Raw genomic sequence first — 16,253 nt, 5'->3', positions numbered from 1 at the left:
CATGACCAGCAGCAGTGACCCGGACGTCATCCGGCGACAGATCGAGGACACCCGGCGCGAGCTCAGCTACGACGTCGACGCCCTCAACGAGAAGGTCAACCCCGCCCGCGTCGTCGACCGGCGCATGGCCTCGGCCAAGGGCCGCTTCGCCAACGTCAAGGACCGCGTCATGGGCTCGGCCCACGACACGCACTCCTCGGCCCGCGGCACCACGCAGAGCGCGATGAGCTCGGTGCAGGGCACCGCGCAGAACGCGGTCGGCTCGGTGCAGGGCGCGGCGAGCAACGCGGCCGGCACCGTGCAGGACGCCGCCTCGCAGGCCGCCCACGCCGTCCAGCAGGCTCCCGACGCGGTGGTCCGCCAGACGCAGGGCAACCCCCTGGCGGCCGGGCTGATCGCCTTCGGCGTCGGCTGGCTGGTCTCCAGCCTGCTGCCCGCCTCCGAGAAGGAGCGGCAGCTGGCCCAGCAGGCCGAGGCCGCCGTGCGGGAGCACAAGGACGAGCTCCTCGCCCCCGCCAAGCAGGCCGCGCAGGAGGTCGGCGAGCAGCTCCGGCCGGCCGCCGAGCAGGCCGTCCAGGAGGTCAAGGGCACCGCCCAGGACGCCGCCCAGACGGTCAAGCAGGAGGGCCAGTCGGCCGCGCAGGACGTGCAGGGCCAGGCCCAGCAGTCCCGCGAGACCGTGCAGAGCCAGACCAGCTCCAGCTGAGGCTCCACCGACCGCAGCACGCACCGCGCCCCGCCGGGTCACCCGGCGGGGCGCGGTGCCGTGTGCGGTGGCAGGCTCGTGCCGTGACCGAGGACGACGTCACCCCCGCCCGGCCGGCCGCCCCCGCGCCCGAGGGCGACCTGCCCGCCCGGCTGCTGGCCTTCCTCCTCTCCGGGCAGCCGCCGGCGCCGGGCACCCCGGACGCGGAGCCGCCCGCCGTCCCCGACCGGCCGCTGCGGGCCGGCGGCTAGACGAAGGCGCTCACCCCGGTGAGCGCGCGACCCACGATCAGGCTGTTGATCTCGCGGGTGCCCTCGTAGGAGTACAGCGCCTCCGCGTCGGCGAAGTACCGCACGACGTCGTTCTCCAGCAGGATCCCGTTGCCGCCGAAGAGCTCGCGGGCCAGCGCCACGGTCTCGCGGGCGCGGCCGGTGACGAAGGCCTTGGCCAGCGCCGCCTGCTCGTCGCGGAAGACGCCTTCCTCCTGCAGCTGCGACACGCGCACCGCCATGCCGAGGCTGGCGGTCACGTTGCCGGCCATGCGGGCGAGCAGGTCCTGGATCAGCTGGAAGCCGGCGATCTGCCGGCCGAACTGCCGCCGGTCCTTGGCGTAGGCGATCGCCGCCTCGAAGGCGCCCATCTGGCAGCCGACGGCGTTCCACGCGACGCCGCCGCGGGTCAGCTTGAGCACCCGGTTCACGTCGCGGAACGAGTTGCCCTCCGCGAGCTTGTTCTCCGCCGGCACCCGGCAGTCCTCGAACACGATGTCGGCGTTCTGCACCGTGCGCAGGGCGTACTTGCCCTCCATCTTGGTCGCGGTGAAGCCGGGGGTGCCCTTCTCCACGACGAGGGTCTTGACCTGGTCGTCGGCCACGTCGCGGGCGAACACGACGACGACGTCGGCGAAGGTGCCGTTGCCGATCCACCGCTTGGCGCCGTCGATGACCCACTCGTCGCCGTCGCGGCGGCAGGTGGTCTCCAGGCCCTGGGCGACGTCGGACCCGCCGTGCGGCTCGGTCAGCGCGAAGGCGCCGATCCTCTGCAGCGACACCATGTCCGGCACCCAGCGCGCCCGCTGCTCGTCGGAGCCCAGCAGCACGATCGACCCCATCGACAGGCCGTTGTGCACCCCGAGGAAGGTCGCCATCGACGGGTCGACGCGGGAGGCCTCCAGGGAGATGAAGCCGGTGAACAGGCGGGAGGCCCGCGGCCGGTGCTCCAGGTCGTAGCTGCGCCCGACCATCCCCTCCTCGGCGAAGCGCGGGATGAGGTCCATCGGGAAGGTGGCCGTCTCCCAGGACTGGTTCACCCGTGGCCGGACCTCCTCGTGCAGGAAGCGCCGGATGCCCAGCAGCTCCTTGCGCTCGTCCTCGCTGAGCAGGGACTCGTAGTCGTAGAGGTCGCCGGGCAGCTCGTCGGTCATCGCAGGTCCTCCCGTCGGTGGGTGGGACGTGCCCTACCCGCCGGCGGCGCGGCGCAACTCGACCGCGGCCGTCGGGTACGGCCGGGTGGCCGTCGTCGACGCCGTCGTGGACACGGCCAGGCCGCGGGCGCGGGCGAGGTCGGTGAGCCCCGCCACCAGCCGCGGGCCCCCGCCGGGGTCCATCAGCGAGGCGGCGACCACCACCCGGCCGTCGGGCGCGAGCACGCGGTCGACGACGTCCCACTCGGGGCCGGGCGTCCACAGCGCCCGCACGTCCGCGGCGACCACCACGTCGACGGGCTCCCCGCCCAGCTCGGCGTCGGCCAGCGGCGCCACGACCACCCGGACCCGTCCCGCGTCGACCGCCGCCCGGTTGCGCCGGGTGGCGGCCGCCCCCATCCGCGGCGAGCGGTCGACGGCGACCACCCGGCCCTCGTCCCCGACGGCGGCGGCCAGCAGGGTCACCAGCACACCGTGGCCGCAGCCGACCTCCAGCACCCGCTCGCCGGGTGCGGCGGCCACCACCCCGGCGACCCAGGCCAGCCGGTCGGACGCCTCGCGCCGGGGCACGGTCAGACGTGCGGCTGGCCGGTGGAGGCGCTGGTGCCGCCGTCGATCGGCAGCACCGCGCCGGTCACGTAGCGGGCGGCGTCGCTGGCGAGGAACAGCACGGCCGGGGCGACGTCGTCCGGCTCGCCGGGCCGGCCGAGCGCGATCCGGTCGCGGAACGGCGCGAGCGAGGCCTCGTCGCGGCCGACGCCCTCGGTGAGCTCGGTGAGGGTGAAGGCGGGCGCGACGGCGTTGAGCCGCACGCCCCGGCTGCCCCAGTCCAGCGCCAGCGAGCGCACGAAGTTGGTGACCGCGGCCTTGGTGGCGTTGTAGGCCGCCTGGCCCCAGTCGCCGCGCAGCCCCGACACCGAGGAGACCGACACGAGGTTGCCGCCGGAGTCCGCCAGGTGCGGCAGGGCGGCCTTGGCCAGGTGGAAGAACGCGTCGACGTTGGTGGCGCGCAGCCGCTCCCAGGCGTCGTCGGGCAGGTCGGTCAGCTCGCCGGTCTCGTAACCGGCGGCGTTGCTGACGACGACGTCGAGCCGGCCGAACCGGTCGACGGCGTCGGCGACGACCTGCTGCACCTGCCCACGGTCGGACACGTCGGCCGGCAGGGCCGCGGTGCGCTCCGCGGGGACGCCGGCGAGCGCGGCCTCGAGCCGGTCCCGCCGTCTGCCGGTGACCGCCACGGTCGCGCCGGCGTCGAGGAAGGCGCGCGTGATCGCCAGGCCGATGCCCGAGCCGCCGCCGGTGACGAGGACGACGGAGCCGGTGAAGTCGAAGGTCGTGGAGCCCATGCCCCGCTCCTCCCCCGGAGAGGCGACGCCCAACCCGTGGCCGGCACCACCCGCGGCGGTGGAGCCCGCGCCCCGGACGGGTGACCGCCACCGGACCGCGGTCGTCCACCGCGCCGCGGCGACACGAGGCCGCTGGCGTCCAATCCCATGGCGCACGACGAGGTGGTGCCGGTGCCGCAGCCGACCGACGGGGCCGCCACCGTGCACGGGTGGCTGCGCCGCTGCGTGCCGGAGCCCCGCCTGGCCGACGACCTGCTCGTCGAGGTCCTGTCCCGGGTGCAGGGTCGCGCGCCGGACTGCCTGCGCTCGGCACCGCCGGAGGTCCGGCTGCGCCACGCGACCGTCACGGTGGTGCTGCGCTCCCGCGGCGTCCTCCGGGAAGCGCGGGCCGGGATCCCGCTCAGCCCCGCTGGCGACGACGGCGGCCGGCGAAGGCCTGCTTGACCCGGCGCCAGCGGTTCGGCGTGTACTCGGCGTCGAGCAGCTCGCTCTCGGCGAGGAAGCGGTCGACCGGGTCGAGCTCGGGGGGCTCGAAGGGCACCAGCGAACGGCCGGTCGGCCGCACCAGCGAGTCGATGGCCCGGACCAGCGACCCGCCGCAGCGCTCGACGGCCGCGGCCACCTCGTCGGCGTCCACGCCCAGGTGCTCGCCCAGCAGCCGGTGCCGCAGCGCCAGCACCGCGGACCGGAGCTCCTGCTCGCGCGGGTGGCCGGTGCGGGCCTCGATCGACACGTCGCACTCGGTGTCCAGGCCCATCGACCGGTTGTTGAGGTTGGACGAGCCGATCCGCAGCAGCCGGTCGTCCAGGCAGGTCACCTTGGCGTGCACGTACACCGACCGGCGCTCCTCGGTGACGGGCACCAGCAGCCGGAAGCGGTCGTGGCGGTCGGCGCGGCGGACGAGGTCGACCAGCTTGACGCGGGCGGTGTCCATGGCCCTGACCTCCAGCCAGCTGTCGGCCGACAGGGGGTTGAGGACGACGAACTCCGGCCCGTCCTCCTCCTGCAGCCGCTCGGCGATGGCCTCGGCGATGCGGCGGTTGGCGAAGTACTGGGTCTCGATGTAGACGGTGCGCCGGGCGGCGGCGATCACGGCCAGCCACAGCAGCTCGATCTCGTGCACGAGCTCGGTGCCGCCGTGCTCGGGGCGGGTCCGGGAGACGGCGACGTCGACGTCGGTGAGGAAGGGCTCGACGTCGTCGGGCCAGCACGCCTCGACGTCGGTCACCGGCTCGAGGTGCTCGCCGGTGCCGCTCTCCCACCGCTCCCGGGCCAGGTCGCCGATCGCGCGGGCCGCCGGCCCGGAGACCAGGCTGGTGACGTCGTGCCAGGGACCGCGCAGCCGGGTCGAGTGCGGCCGGTGGCGCAGCGGGTGCCGGGTGCGGTGCTCGGAGGTGTCCCAGCGGTCGGCGGTGACGTCGATGCCCCCGGCGAAGGCCAGGCAGTCGTCGATGACGACGATCTTCTGGTGGTGCGCGCCGCCGATCGGGTGGTGGGTGTCGACGGTGAGGCGCAGCCGGTCGGGCGTGCGGCGGTCGAGCAGCACGAGCGGGGCCATCCGCCGGGTCAGGGCGACCACCATCCCGAGGTCCCACTGCAGCACGCCGATCTCCAGCCGCGGGTTGGCGACCACCGCGCGCTCGAGGACCCGCCCCAGGCGGTCCTCGCGGGCCGGGCCGGGGGCGCGCGGGTCCAGCCGGATGCGGGGGTCGAAGTCCCAGCCGATGAACAGCACCCGGCGCTCGGCCCGCAGCACGGCCCGCTTCAGGGTGGCGAAGTAGTCGGCGGCGTCGACGAACACGGCGTGCCGGTCGGCGCGCTCGATGCGCCAGCAGGTCTCGCCGGGCACCAGCAGGGCGTCGTCGGACGGCGCGGGCACCGGCCCTCCGCCCGCCCCGCGGAGCGCCGGCACGGAGGGGACGGGGGCCGTCGTCCCGGCGGCGTCGGCGCTCTCGATCACCCCGCGAGTGTGCCGACCCGCGCAAGCACCCGGTGCGCCCATCCCCCTCTGGGGTGTCCCGCGGCGGCGGGGACGAGGCGGCCGGCTGCCTCCCTGGTGGGAGTGGTGACCGGTTGGTTCGCGGGGTCCAGGACGGGGAACCGCCTCCGGGACACGATCGAACGGAACGGGGACATGGACGCAGAGCTCTGGCCTCGACGGCCGCGCCCGGAGACCGCGGGCCCCCACCACGAGTCGGAGGTCTCCCGCCCGGCGGAGCTGCGGACCGTGCGAGCGCGCCTGCGGGCCTGGGTGGCGGACGGGCTCGAGGGGGCCGGCCCGGACGGAGGGGTCGTCGACGACCTGGTCGTCGCCGTCGACGAACTGGCCTCCAACGGCCTGCGGCACGGCCGGGCGCCGGTGCGGGTGCGCGCCGTCCGGACCGACGGGTGGCTGCTGCTCGACGTCAGCGACGGCGACCCGGACCACGGACCCGAGCCCGCCGTCGGCCGCGACCCCGCGCTCGGCGGCATGGGCCTGCGCATGGTCGCGTGCCTGACCACCGACCGCGGCTGGACCGTCGACGGCGACCGCAAGCACGTCTGGGCCCGGTTCCCCACCGGCTGAGGGACGGGCTCCGGGGCCGCCGTCAGCCGCGCTCGTGCGGCAGGGACCGCGCGGGGGAGGCGATGCCGGCGTCCGCGCCGTGCACGCTGTCGCTGGGCCGCGGAGGACCCCCGTACCAGTCCAGGCACATCAGGGTGGCGTCGTCGCGGAGGTCTCCCCCGGTCGCCCGCAGCACCGCGGCGCCGAGCTCCTGCACCACCTCGCGGGGGTGCAGGTCCGTCGTGTCGCGGAGGGCCGTCGCGACGTCGAGGACGGCGGCGTTGCGCTCCTGCATGCCGTCGGTGAGGAAGACGACCCGGTCCCCCGGCCCGAGCGGGAGGCGCTGCACCGGGAACGACCGGCCGGGCACGACACCGAAGGGCGGCGCGACGTCGAGGTCGAGCTCCCGGACCCGGCCCCCGCGCAACAGCAGCGGGAGGGGGTGACCGGCGTTCACGATCGCTGCGGTGCCGGCCGACAGGTCCACGCGCACGAGCTGTCCGGTGACGAACTGGCCGGCGGCCGCGTGGCCGGTGATCGCGTCGTTCGCGTAGCGGGCCTGGGCGGCGAGGTCCAGACCCCGGCGGCGGGCGTTGCGCAGCGCTCCGACGAGCAGGGTGGCCAGCAGGGCGGCCTGGACCTCGTGGCCGACGGCGTCGGTGATCGACAGGTGCAGCGCGTCCTCGTTGAGCGTGTAGTCGAACGTGTCGCCGCCCACCGACGCGGCCGGTTCCAGCCAGCCGGCGAGGGTGAACTGCCCGGCCTCGCAGGTGTAGGAGGCCGGGAGCAGCCGGCGCTGGATCTCCGCGGCCAGGGAGAAGGGCGTGGTGCGCTGTCCCCACTCGAACACGTCGGTGTAGCGGCGGGCGGCGATGACGACGTAGGCCAGCGCGTGTGCGGCAGCGGCGACGTCGGCGACGACCACCGCAGGCGGCTGCCCGGGCAGGACCAGCTCCAGCAACCCGATGGCGTCCCCGCGGTCGGTGACCGGGGCGATGACCCGGACCCCGTCGTCGAGCGGTCGCACGTCGACCACCTGGGTCCGCAGCACGCGCTCGTAGACGGTGCCCGCCATGGGCACCGTCTCCGCCTGGGCGCCGGCCTGCGTCCGCGCCCCCTCGACGCCTGCGGCCCGTGTCGTGAGACGGACGACGGCCCGCCCGCTGAAGTCGGCGATGAGGAAGGACAGCTCGCGTGCGCCCAGCCGCTCCGCGAGCGCGTCGGCCGCGGCGCCCACGGCCTCGATGGGTGCCGTTCCCTCGACCTGGTCCAGCAGCATGGCGACATCCGAGCGCGGAGCCGGCGGGGTCAGCACGGGCTGACTCTAGGGCGACGAGCCTGACGGCTCCTCGTGCGTCGTGGAGGCGGATGGCCTGCGCGTCCGCGAGCAGCGGGCTCCGGGTCCGCCGCGGCCGTGCACGCGGGCCCACCCTCCGCTCCGCGAGAGGCCGGAGGGTGGAGCTGCGGACGTCAGCGAGCCGCTGCCGAGGACCTCCGGGTCCCGGCGGCCAGCAGGACCCCGGCCGCTGCGAACCACAGCGGGGTCAGGTAGAGGACGGCCCAGCCGATCGGCGGCACGAGCAGACCGACGCCCAGCGCCGCGGCCGCGACGCCGAGCCCCCGCAGCCGGCCACCCAGCCCCCACGAGGCCAGCAGCACGGCGACGCCGAACCCGGCACCGGCCCACTGCGCCAGCGGGAACGCCGCGTTCGACACGACGAGACCCGCCGTCAGCGACGCCGGGCCGACCTCGCCGTCGAACGTCGCCGAGACCCCACGCGCGGCACCGAGAGCGGCGACGCCCAGCGCGAAGAGGAAGAGGTGGGCGACGCCCAGCGCCGGGACGACCCGCCGCGCCGCTCCCCCACCGCGCAGCGCCTCGGCCAACGCGGCGACGACGACCAGTGCGAGCAGCAGGTAGCCGCCGAAGAGCAGCACGGCGCGCTCGATCGTGGAGTCCTGCAGCCGCGCCCCGGCCTCCTCCGCCGTGGCACTCCCGCCCAGCGGATCGGCGAAGGACAGCGCGGCCCCGACGTAGAGGGCCAGCGCCCCCACGCCGCACGCCGCGACCCCGACGTGTCCCCGCCGCACGCCCTCGCGCCCCACCGTGTCGATCGCCGACTCCATCGCCATGTCCCGCTCCTCCGTCGCTGCGGCCGGCCCGGTGCCGGCACGGCGACGACGCTAGGAACAGCGGCCGCCCCGGCGAGTCCGCCGTCGGGACCTTCCTCGTTGCCGGGAGGCGCACCCGGGGTCTGTCCCGGGACAGACCCCGCTCCGTCGCGCGGGAGACGCCCCCGGCGGGGCGTGCTCCCTACCATCTCCGGCATGCCCGGTGGCCGGCAGCGAGGACTCGGGGCACGGTGGCGCGCGCTGCCGGTCGGCACCCGCGACCTCGTCTGCGCGGTCGTCCTCGGCGCCGTCGTCCAGGTCGAGCTCGTCGCTCGGCGCAGCCTGCTGGAGGGCCCACCGCTCCTCCAGCACCTGACCCTGGCGGTGATCTGCGCCGCTGTCTCGCTCCGCCGGGTCCACCCGGTGGTCGCCGCCGCCGTCGCCGGCGCGGGCATGGGCGTCACGGCCGCGCTGGGCACCGCTCCGTCGGCCGTCGTGTACCTGGTCTACCTGCTGATGACCTGTTCGGTTGCGTGGTATGCGCCGTCCCGGGGGGCGGCGGCGCTGGGGTTGGCCGCGCTCGTCCTGCCCGACGCCGTCCTCTACCCGCTGACCCAACCGGAGGGCCGCGTCCTCGCCGACGTCGTGGTCAACGCCGGCGTCCCGGTCACGCTGTGGGTCCTGGCCCGCGTCGCGTGCGAGCAACTGGACCGGGCGGTACGCGCCGAGCGGGAGGTGGCAGTGGAGCGGCTGCGCTCGCTGGAGGAACGGACCCGCCGGGCCGAGGCCGTGGCCACCGAACGCCGGCGCATCGCCCGCGAGTGCCACGACGTGATCGGCCACGGCATCACGCTGATGTTGCTGTACGCCGAGGGTGCGCAGGCCCGGCTCGGCGAGCGGGAACCCGCGGTGTCCGAGGCGCTCGACGTCGTGACGGCGGCCGGTCGCACCGCCCTCACCGATGTCCGGCAGGTGCTCGAGGTGCTGCGCGCTGACGGTGACCAGGAGACCGTGGGCGGCGGCCTCGAGAACGTGCCCGACCTCGTACAGCAGGTCCGCGCCGCCGGGACGCGGGTCGAGTGCCTCCTCGCCGACGTCCCGTCCCGGCTGCCCGCGACCGTCAGCACCACCGGCTACCGGGTGGTGCAGGAGGCGCTGACCAACGCGCTGCGCCATGCGCCGGGCGGCCTCGTCCAGGTGAGTCTGAGAGCGGCCGACGACGTCGTCCACGTCGAGGTGACCGACGAGGGCGGTACCCCTGGTGCGCCGGCAGGCACCGGCGGCTTCGGCCTCGTGGGCCTGCGCGAGCGGGTGTCGCTCGTCGGCGGGCAGCTCGTCGCCGGGCCGCGCACGGACCGGTCCGGCTGGCAGGTGCGGGCGACCCTCCCCGTGGGGTCCCCGTGACGACGGTGCTGCTCGCCGACGACGAGGCCCTCGTCCGGGCCGGGCTCCGCATGATCCTGGAGTCCGAGCCCGGGCTGGACGTCGTCGCCGAGGCGGCCGACGGCGCCGAGGCGGTCGCGCAGTGCCGCACCCACCGCCCCGACGTCGCCCTGCTCGACGTCCGGATGCCCGGGATCGACGGTCTGGACGCCGCCCGCCGGATCCTGGCCGAGGCTGGGCTGGACACCGCGGTGGTCATGCTGACGACCTTCGACTCCGACGACGCACTGCTGGCGGCCATCGAGGCCGGGGCAGCCGGGTTCCTGCTCAAGTCGATGCCACGCGACCGACTCGTCAGCGCGGTGCGGGCGGCGGCATCCGGTGAGGCGCTGCTCGCACCGGAGATCACCCGCCGGCTGATGGCCGACTTCGTCCGCCGCTCCCGAGCCGCGCCCGACACCGTCACCGACACCCGGCTGGCCGCGCTCACCGACCGTGAGCGGGAGGTGCTCGTCCTCATGGCCCGCGGCGCCTCCAACGTCGAGATCGCCGACGCCCTGTTCCTCGGCGTCGGCACGGTCAAGACGCACGTCACCCGCGTGCTGACCAAGCTCGCCGTCCGCGGCCGGGTCCAGGCGGTGGTCGTCGCCTACGAGACCGGCCTGGTCCGGCCGCGAGACGGCGCCCCGGGCTGACCCCGCCACCGGGTACCGACTCCGGCACAACGGGGCTGCAGGCGCAGCAGCGTGATCGCGGTGCGCCGCACCCGGAGACGACTCAGGCCGTTCTCCCGAAGGGGAACGGCCTGAGTCGTCTCTGGGTGGAGCTGAGGGGACTCGAACCCCTGACCCCCACACTGCCAGGCCGTCGTGATCGCGTTCGCGGTCGTCCACCAACATCCGGAACATGCGTCCTGAGCAGCGCTCTCGTGAGTCCTAGAAACGGTAACGGACGGACCCGAACGACCGCGGGATCACGGCAACTGCAACCAGAACTGCCACCAGATCCGGGCCGGGCGGTGATCGTCCACAATGGGACGCTGCCGGTTGCGCCGGCATCCGCCGGGGCGTGGAACGAGGGACATGAGCGACAACGGCAAGGAAGCGTCGAGCGGCCTGCCGGACCTGGTTGACGGCTCGACGGCCACCGCGTGGGAACTGCTGAGTCTGGCGATCGACGCCGCGGGCATCGGCACGTTCGATTGGGACCTCGTCACGGGGACGCTGAACTGGGATGCCCGGCTCATCGATCTGTTCGGCTACGACTCCGCCACCTTCGACCGCAGCATCGACGCCTTCAACGCCCGACTCCACCACGAGGACGTGGACCGGGTCGGGGCGCTGCTGCAGCGCGCGATCGACACGGTGGGTGAGTACGCCGCGGAGTACCGCGTCGTGCTCCCCGACGGAGAACAGCGGTGGGTGGCCGCCCGAGGACGCGCTCTCGCTGACGAGTCGGGCACGGCGGTCCGGCTGCTCGGCGCCGCCTGGGACATCTCCGTCCGCCGCCAGGCGCAGGACCGCCTGGCCCAGCTGGTCGAGTCGATGGCGGTCGGCTTCATCGCGATGGACACCGACTGGGTGATGACCCACGTCAACGCCGAGGCCGAGCGGGTCACCGGGACGCCGCGCAGGGACCTGCTGGGCCGAACGTTGTGGCAGGCGTTCCCCGCCACGGTCGGCACCGAGTTCGAGGCCAACTACCGCCACGCCGCTGACACCGGTGAACCGGTGGTCTTCGAGGCCTTCTACCCCGAGCCGCTGAACGTCTGGGTCGAGGTCCGCGCCGTGCCCAGCGCTGACGGGATGGCGCTGTACTTCCTCGACATCACCGGCCGACGGCAGGCCCAGGAGCTGTTGGAGCGAGCCGCGGACCGCGAGCGGCTACTGTCGCGGATCACCGAGGAGCTGTCGGCCACGCTGAACGCCGACGAGGCCGCCCGCCGGCTGACCCGCCTCGTCGTCCCCGGCATCGCCGACTGGTGCATCGTCACCCTGATCGACGACGAGGAGGCCAGCGGCGACCGTCGCGCCCTGCGCAACGTCACCTCCTGGCACAACGATCCGGAGCTCCGCGAGGCGGTCGACGCCTACGCCCGGGCGCGGCTGGGCGTGCTGCGCGACGACGCGCTGGTCGTCCGCGCCATGCGGACCGGGCAGCTGCAACTGCTCCCGAGGGACGCCATGCGACTGGCGGGCGACATGATCGCCACCGGGCCGGTGCGTGATGTGCTGCTGCAACTGGCGCCCGAGTCGATCGCCGTCCTCCCGCTGCCCGGCCGGAACGGTCCGGTCGGGATGCTGACGTTGTGCACCGGCCAGGATCGCGGCGGGTTCACCTCGGCGGACCTGGTGACCGCCCGCCACGTCGCCGCCCGCGCCGGAGTGGTGCTGGACAACGCCCGCCTCTTCCGGCAGCAGCGCGGCCTGGCGGAGGGCTTCCAGCGGTCGCTGCTGACCGCACCGCCGGAGCCCGACCACGTGCAGATCGTGGTGCGGTACGTGCCGGCCGCGGAGGCCGCCGAGGTCGGCGGGGACTGGTACGACGCGTTCCTGCAGCCATCCGGTGCCACGGTGCTCGTCATCGGCGACGTCGTCGGCCACGACGTCCAGGCTGCGGCCGCGATGGGGCAGGCCCGCACGATCGTGCGGGCGCTGGCCGCCCGCGACCACGCCGCACCGGCCGAGGTGCTGGCCGAGGTCGAGCAGGTCATGCAGACGCTGCAGTCGGCCATCCTCGCCACTGCGGTGGTCGCTCGCCTCGAGCAGACGGACGAGGAGCGGGCAGCGCGGCTGGCGAGGCTGCGCTGGTCGAACGCCGGGCACCCGCCCCCGATGGTGATCACCCCGGAGCACCAGGTCCGGGTCCTCGACGGTGGCCGACCCGACCTGCTGCTCGGCGTCTCGCCGGACGTGCCGCGGCGCGAGGCCGAGGTGACACTCCCGTGGGACAGCGTGGTGCTGCTCTACACCGACGGGCTGGTCGAGAGCCGGCACGAGGACATCGACCACGGTCTGGACAGGCTGCAGACCGTGCTGGGCGAGCTGGCCGGCCGTGACCTCGACAGCCTGTGCGACGAAGTGCTGGCCCGGATGCTGCCGACCAATCCTGGCGACGACGTCGCTCTCATCGCCCTCCAGCTGCATCCGCAGGACCGCCCGCGGCCGCCGCAGGCCGGCCCTAACAGGGTGCCGCCGAACGTGCCTGCGGACTGATCCGGCTGGCGCCCCTCAGCGCCAGCTGGTGGTCAGCCGGACGCTGACGCCGTCCTGGTCGCGGCGGATGGCGACGTGGTCGCACAGCTGCCGGGCGAGCCACAGGCCCATGCCCCCGTGGGAGAGGTCTGCCCCGTGCGCTGGGCCCTACCCGGCGAACGGGTCGTCCAGGCCGTGCCCGGAATCGTGGACGGTCGCCACCAGGCGGCCGGGCGCGGCCCACATCCGCAGTCCGGCGGGTGGGGTGCCGTGCCGGACGGCGTTGGAGGTCATCTCGTCGACGGCCATGAGGAAGTCCTCGAGCACGTCGGGTGGCCCGTCGACGGTCGCCAGCAGGGCACGAACGGCGTGGCGCAGGCCGGTGTAGTCACTGATGGCGTCGTCGGACAATGCCGGCGCGGTGCCCTCCAGCGGCTCCTCCGGCACCGGCAGCTCACGCAGGTAGCTCGCCGGGGCGATGAAGTCCGGGTTCGTGACACGTCCGTCGCCGGTCATCAGGTGCGGATGGGTGTGTCGGGCGCAGTCCAGTACGGGCTCGGGCAGGTCGGCGCGGAAGACGCACAGCCCCCAGAGCGGGTAGGGGGCGAACGCCTCGTTGATCACCGCCTCGTACGCCTGCCACTCGCGACGGTCGGCGGCGGTGGCGCCGAAGTCGACCTCGCCGACCACCCGGACCCGCCGGCCGGCGGAGGCGTGCTCGTGCGCATAGCGGCGGAAGGCGGTGATGGCGGTCGGCGTGCGGGACCGGTAGAGGTCGTGGCGCTCGACGACGACGACGCGCGGATCGTCGTCGAGCGCCGCGCGCAGCGGCTCGGTCCTCTGCGGGCCGACGGCGATCACCGCAGCGTCCCCTTCGGCCAGGCCCTCGCGCAGCCACGGAACAGCGAGCGCGGTGAGCTGCTCGACGTCGTCGTAGACCAGGGCGTCGTGCCGGAAGACCGACGCCTGTCCGGCGGCCGTCCCGAGTGCACGGCCGGCACGAGCCTGGTCACTCACATGCAAGGCTGGTGCCCCCCGTGGGATGCCGTCCGGCTACGCATACGGGTCGGCGTGGTACCGATCCGGCTTCTCCTGTCTACCCCACGGTCGGGCACTCAAGCCGGGCGCCGGCAGTGCTCACGTCGTCGGCATCCTCGAGAGCGTCGGCCTTCGCCAGGCGCCCGTCACCGTGGGCGGACGGTTCACGGGCCCGGATCCGCATCGCTTCAGGATCCGGCACCTCGTCCGCGAGCCCCAGCATCCGGCGTTCGACTGCGTGCCCGGCGTGGCCGACACGTCGGTGCGCGGCTGCGAGCGGCTTCTCACTCACCGGGGCCACGATAGACACCGGCGAGGTCGAACTGAGTACCGCCGTCCCCACCATGCGGGCGTTCCAGCAGGCGATGACCGATGCGGTCGCCACGGAACTCGCGTCGCCGGCGCCCCCCGTCCCGCCGGGTACACGAGCGGACCCGTCCCGTCCTGCAGGTCCTCCGGTCGACACTCAGTGGAAGACCACGAGCGTCAGGAGCGCTCCTCCGTAGGCCCGCCGCTGACGGACGGTGAACAGGTCACCGGCGAGTCGCGCCCCTCGTCCACGACACAGAGGGCGAACTTCCCGTGGTCGACCGTCCGACCCGCCCGACCGCTGACCGGCGGTCGCCCACGGGCCGAGGGGCCTGTGGGAGATGGGGACGCATCGATGGACGACGCCGGCGGGGACCGTCACGAGGACGACCACCAGCGCCGCGGCGGGCGGCTGGCTGTGTGACCCCGCGGGGACGGGCCCTCGCCCTGGACGCCTACGAGGTGCTGCTCGACCTCGAACGGGGTCCCGGCGAGGACACGGTGCGGCAGCTCCGCACGCCCTTCACCGACCTGCGGCTCGAGCGCGGCGCTTCCGCCTGACGAGCACGGGCCGTCACCTGCGCAGGACGGCCCCTAGCCGAGCCACCGCCACGACCTCGGCGTCGTGGATCGCGGCCAACTCCCCGCTCGCACCGGTCAGCACTGACCTGAGTCGCTCCTCGAAGCCCCGACCCGAACTCCGCGGTCCCGTGTGGGTTCAACGTCCCGAGGCACAGCTGCCGCGGCTGGACGGGGACAGCTGCTTCTCGAACCAGTGGTCGGCGAAGGTCTCGTCGTTGAAGGCGGGCACCTCGCGGTAGCCGGTCGACCGGTAGAGAGCGATCGCCTCGGTGAGGGCACGGTTGGTCTCCAGTCGGAGCGTGCGTACGCCGTGAGCCAGGGCCTGGTCCTCGACCGCGGCGAGCAGGCGGCGACCCAGGCCCGGCCCCGGACGGACCCGGCGACCCACATCCGCTTCACCTCCGCCGGCTCCTCCCCGTGGAGCTTGAGTGCTGCGCAGCCCACGGCGCCGAGTGCAGGCGGGCGACCAGCAGCAGCCCGGCCGGCAGGGTCAGTTCCTCATCGCCGGCCGGCAGGCTGCGGGCAGCGTCGAAGCCGCCGTCGAAACGTCGGGTCAGTTCAGCGAAGTACTCGGCGGTGCAGTAGCGGGCGTCCCGATGGCGAGGGTCCTCGACCCGCACCTCGATCACCGACGCCTGCAGCAACCGCTCGACCGTCGCCATCGCGGCGACCAGACGGCGCTGCTGCGAGCTGGTCAGCCCTGCCAGCAGCGCCGCAGCAGCTTCGTCGGACCGGGCGTCCACTTCAGCACGTTCGTCCTGGCCGGCCGCGGTCAGTCGGGCCACGCGCACCCGTGCATCGACCGGACTCGGGACGACCGTGACCAGTCCCTCGTCCTCCAGCGTCCGCAGGATCCGACTCAGGTAGCCGGAGTCCAGGTCGAGTCGGGACCGCAGAGCTCGGACGTCGCTGCCTTCGGTGCCGATCTCCCACAGCACACGGGAGTGTCCCAGCGGGCGGCGCCGCGAGAGGAAGCTGTCGTAGAGCGCACCGACCCGCTGGGTGACCGCCCGGTTGAACTGCCGCACCTGCGCCACCGCGCCGTCCTCCATCCTCTGACCCCAGTCAGAGGATGAACCCGGCCGCACAGACGCAGCGCCCTCGGGATGTCCCTGAAGCCGCCCTCAGACACACCCCGAACACCCACACCCGGCACAGACACCGCTCGACGCTCGGTGGCTGTCGATGCGCGAGACGGCCCTACCCGAGCACTGGAGATCAACAAGATCACGGGGCGGCACACGTCTTGCACCTCAGGTCAGGATGGCTTTCGCCCCGCCATCGACGGGGTCCGCGCCGCCGTCGGGAAGGCTCGACGTCTTGCTGCCCAACCCACCGGTTGAGGCTTCGTTGAGTGGGTGTCTCCCGGCGGCGGTCCAGTCCGGGCAGCTGACGCTCGATAGAGGCGTGGGGACGCGGCTCGTGGTCCCTTGAGGTGCTCGCGCTCTGCCCGGCCGCGGTCGACGGCGCAGCGGAGGCAGGGATGTTCGCAGGAATCGACAGCCACAAAGACACCCTGGCCGTGGCGGTGATCGACGACGGCGGCCGGGCGGTGGTCGTCCGCCAGCTGCCCAACGACCCGGCCGGCTTCACCGCCCTGAGCGCGCTCGCCGCC

At 74.4% G+C, this 16,253-nt stretch carries 19 protein-coding genes; 8 read left to right on the top strand and 11 right to left on the bottom strand.

Going from position 1 to position 16,253, the window contains the following annotated elements; all coding sequences use genetic code 11:
- Position 1: 1 nt before the first annotated feature.
- Positions 2–706 (top strand): DUF3618 domain-containing protein, encoded by a 705-nt coding sequence (locus BMZ33_RS14800; protein WP_091111990.1) that lies wholly within the window; start codon positions 2–4, stop codon positions 704–706.
- 83 nt (positions 707–789) lie between these two features.
- Positions 790–957, top strand: coding sequence for a hypothetical protein (locus BMZ33_RS23370; protein ID WP_169064365.1), 168 nt, complete (start codon positions 790–792; stop codon positions 955–957).
- Here BMZ33_RS23370 and BMZ33_RS14795 read toward each other — a convergent pair.
- From BMZ33_RS14795 to budC, 3 genes are read right to left on the bottom strand one after another with little or no spacing between them, the layout of a single operon-like run.
- Complete coding sequence (locus BMZ33_RS14795) at positions 954–2,129, bottom strand: acyl-CoA dehydrogenase family protein (protein WP_091111988.1); 1,176 nt, start codon at positions 2,127–2,129, stop codon at positions 954–956. The two genes, BMZ33_RS23370 and BMZ33_RS14795, sit on opposite strands and share 4 nt — an antisense overlap.
- Positions 2,130–2,162: 33 nt before the next feature.
- Positions 2,163–2,699: a class I SAM-dependent methyltransferase gene (locus tag BMZ33_RS14790; protein ID WP_169064364.1), complete on the bottom strand. Its 537-nt coding sequence runs from the start codon at positions 2,697–2,699 to the stop codon at positions 2,163–2,165.
- 2 nt (positions 2,700–2,701) lie between these two features.
- Positions 2,702–3,475, bottom strand: coding sequence for a meso-2,3-butanediol dehydrogenase (gene budC / locus BMZ33_RS14785; RefSeq protein ID WP_091111986.1), 774 nt, complete (start codon positions 3,473–3,475; stop codon positions 2,702–2,704).
- A gap of 147 nt (positions 3,476–3,622) precedes the next feature.
- On the opposite strand from budC, the gene BMZ33_RS14780 reads away from it, so the two are divergent.
- Positions 3,623–3,919 carry a hypothetical protein gene (locus tag BMZ33_RS14780; RefSeq protein ID WP_091111983.1) on the top strand — a complete coding sequence of 99 codons (297 nt, stop codon included), beginning with the start codon at positions 3,623–3,625 and terminating at the stop codon, positions 3,917–3,919.
- On the opposite strand, the gene BMZ33_RS14775 is transcribed toward BMZ33_RS14780, so the two are convergent.
- A complete protein-coding gene (locus BMZ33_RS14775; protein ID WP_169064363.1) occupies positions 3,876–5,435 on the bottom strand; it encodes a phospholipase D-like domain-containing protein in 1,560 nt (519 codons plus the stop codon). The two genes, BMZ33_RS14780 and BMZ33_RS14775, sit on opposite strands and share 44 nt — an antisense overlap.
- Positions 5,436–5,609: 174 nt before the next feature.
- Between BMZ33_RS14775 and BMZ33_RS14770 the strand changes: the two genes are divergently transcribed.
- Positions 5,610–6,041: an ATP-binding protein gene (locus BMZ33_RS14770; protein ID WP_091111978.1), complete on the top strand. Its 432-nt coding sequence runs from the start codon at positions 5,610–5,612 to the stop codon at positions 6,039–6,041.
- Positions 6,042–6,063: 22 nt separating this feature from the next.
- On the opposite strand, the gene BMZ33_RS14765 is transcribed toward BMZ33_RS14770, so the two are convergent.
- Entirely contained in the window at positions 6,064–7,299 is a 1,236-nt protein-coding gene (locus BMZ33_RS14765) for a PP2C family protein-serine/threonine phosphatase (protein ID WP_091112661.1), read from the bottom strand.
- 191 nt (positions 7,300–7,490) lie between these two features.
- A complete protein-coding gene (locus BMZ33_RS14760; protein WP_091111975.1) occupies positions 7,491–8,153 on the bottom strand; it encodes a hypothetical protein in 663 nt (220 codons plus the stop codon).
- Positions 8,154–8,348: 195 nt separating this feature from the next.
- On the opposite strand from BMZ33_RS14760, the gene BMZ33_RS14755 reads away from it, so the two are divergent.
- The 3 genes from BMZ33_RS14755 (at position 8,349) to BMZ33_RS14745 (ending at position 12,730) form a co-directional block, all read left to right on the top strand.
- Entirely contained in the window at positions 8,349–9,536 is a 1,188-nt protein-coding gene (locus tag BMZ33_RS14755; RefSeq protein WP_091111973.1) for a sensor histidine kinase, read from the top strand.
- Positions 9,533–10,210 carry a response regulator gene (locus BMZ33_RS14750; protein ID WP_169064361.1) on the top strand — a complete coding sequence of 226 codons (678 nt, stop codon included), beginning with the start codon at positions 9,533–9,535 and terminating at the stop codon, positions 10,208–10,210. The genes BMZ33_RS14755 and BMZ33_RS14750 overlap by 4 nt, the downstream gene beginning before the upstream one ends.
- A 387-nt stretch (positions 10,211–10,597) precedes the next feature.
- Positions 10,598–12,730 (top strand): SpoIIE family protein phosphatase, encoded by a 2,133-nt coding sequence (locus tag BMZ33_RS14745; RefSeq protein ID WP_091111970.1) that lies wholly within the window; start codon positions 10,598–10,600, stop codon positions 12,728–12,730.
- 15 nt (positions 12,731–12,745) lie between these two features.
- Here the strand turns inward: BMZ33_RS14745 and BMZ33_RS24150 are convergent, their stop codons facing one another.
- From BMZ33_RS24150 to BMZ33_RS14735, 3 genes are all read right to left on the bottom strand, one after another.
- On the bottom strand, positions 12,746–12,841 hold the full coding sequence (locus BMZ33_RS24150; RefSeq protein ID WP_244524292.1) for an ATP-binding protein: 96 nt from the start codon (positions 12,839–12,841) through the stop codon (positions 12,746–12,748).
- A gap of 36 nt (positions 12,842–12,877) precedes the next feature.
- Positions 12,878–13,726, bottom strand: coding sequence for a sensor histidine kinase (locus tag BMZ33_RS14740; protein ID WP_169064360.1), 849 nt, complete (start codon positions 13,724–13,726; stop codon positions 12,878–12,880).
- 79 nt (positions 13,727–13,805) lie between these two features.
- Positions 13,806–14,039, bottom strand: coding sequence for a hypothetical protein (locus tag BMZ33_RS14735; RefSeq protein WP_136697304.1), 234 nt, complete (start codon positions 14,037–14,039; stop codon positions 13,806–13,808).
- Positions 14,040–14,476: 437 nt separating this feature from the next.
- Here BMZ33_RS14735 and BMZ33_RS23365 point away from each other — a divergent pair, with 437 nt between their 5' ends.
- A complete protein-coding gene (locus BMZ33_RS23365) occupies positions 14,477–14,617 on the top strand; it encodes a hypothetical protein (protein WP_169064359.1) in 141 nt (46 codons plus the stop codon).
- A 157-nt stretch (positions 14,618–14,774) separates the two neighbouring features.
- Here BMZ33_RS23365 and BMZ33_RS23360 read toward each other — a convergent pair whose 3' ends face one another.
- Positions 14,775–15,026: a GNAT family N-acetyltransferase gene (locus tag BMZ33_RS23360; RefSeq protein WP_169064358.1), complete on the bottom strand. Its 252-nt coding sequence runs from the start codon at positions 15,024–15,026 to the stop codon at positions 14,775–14,777.
- Between the two features lie 7 nt (positions 15,027–15,033).
- Positions 15,034–15,690, bottom strand: coding sequence for a MarR family winged helix-turn-helix transcriptional regulator (locus BMZ33_RS14730; RefSeq protein WP_169064357.1), 657 nt, complete (start codon positions 15,688–15,690; stop codon positions 15,034–15,036).
- Positions 15,691–16,253 lie beyond the last annotated feature (563 nt).

The organism is Geodermatophilus dictyosporus (genome assembly GCF_900115505.1).
GTDB classification, from domain to species: Bacteria; Actinomycetota; Actinomycetes; order Mycobacteriales; family Geodermatophilaceae; genus Geodermatophilus; species Geodermatophilus dictyosporus.
The sequence above is the reverse complement of the archived record's forward strand: the minus strand, read 5'-3'. Positions and strand labels throughout refer to the sequence as shown.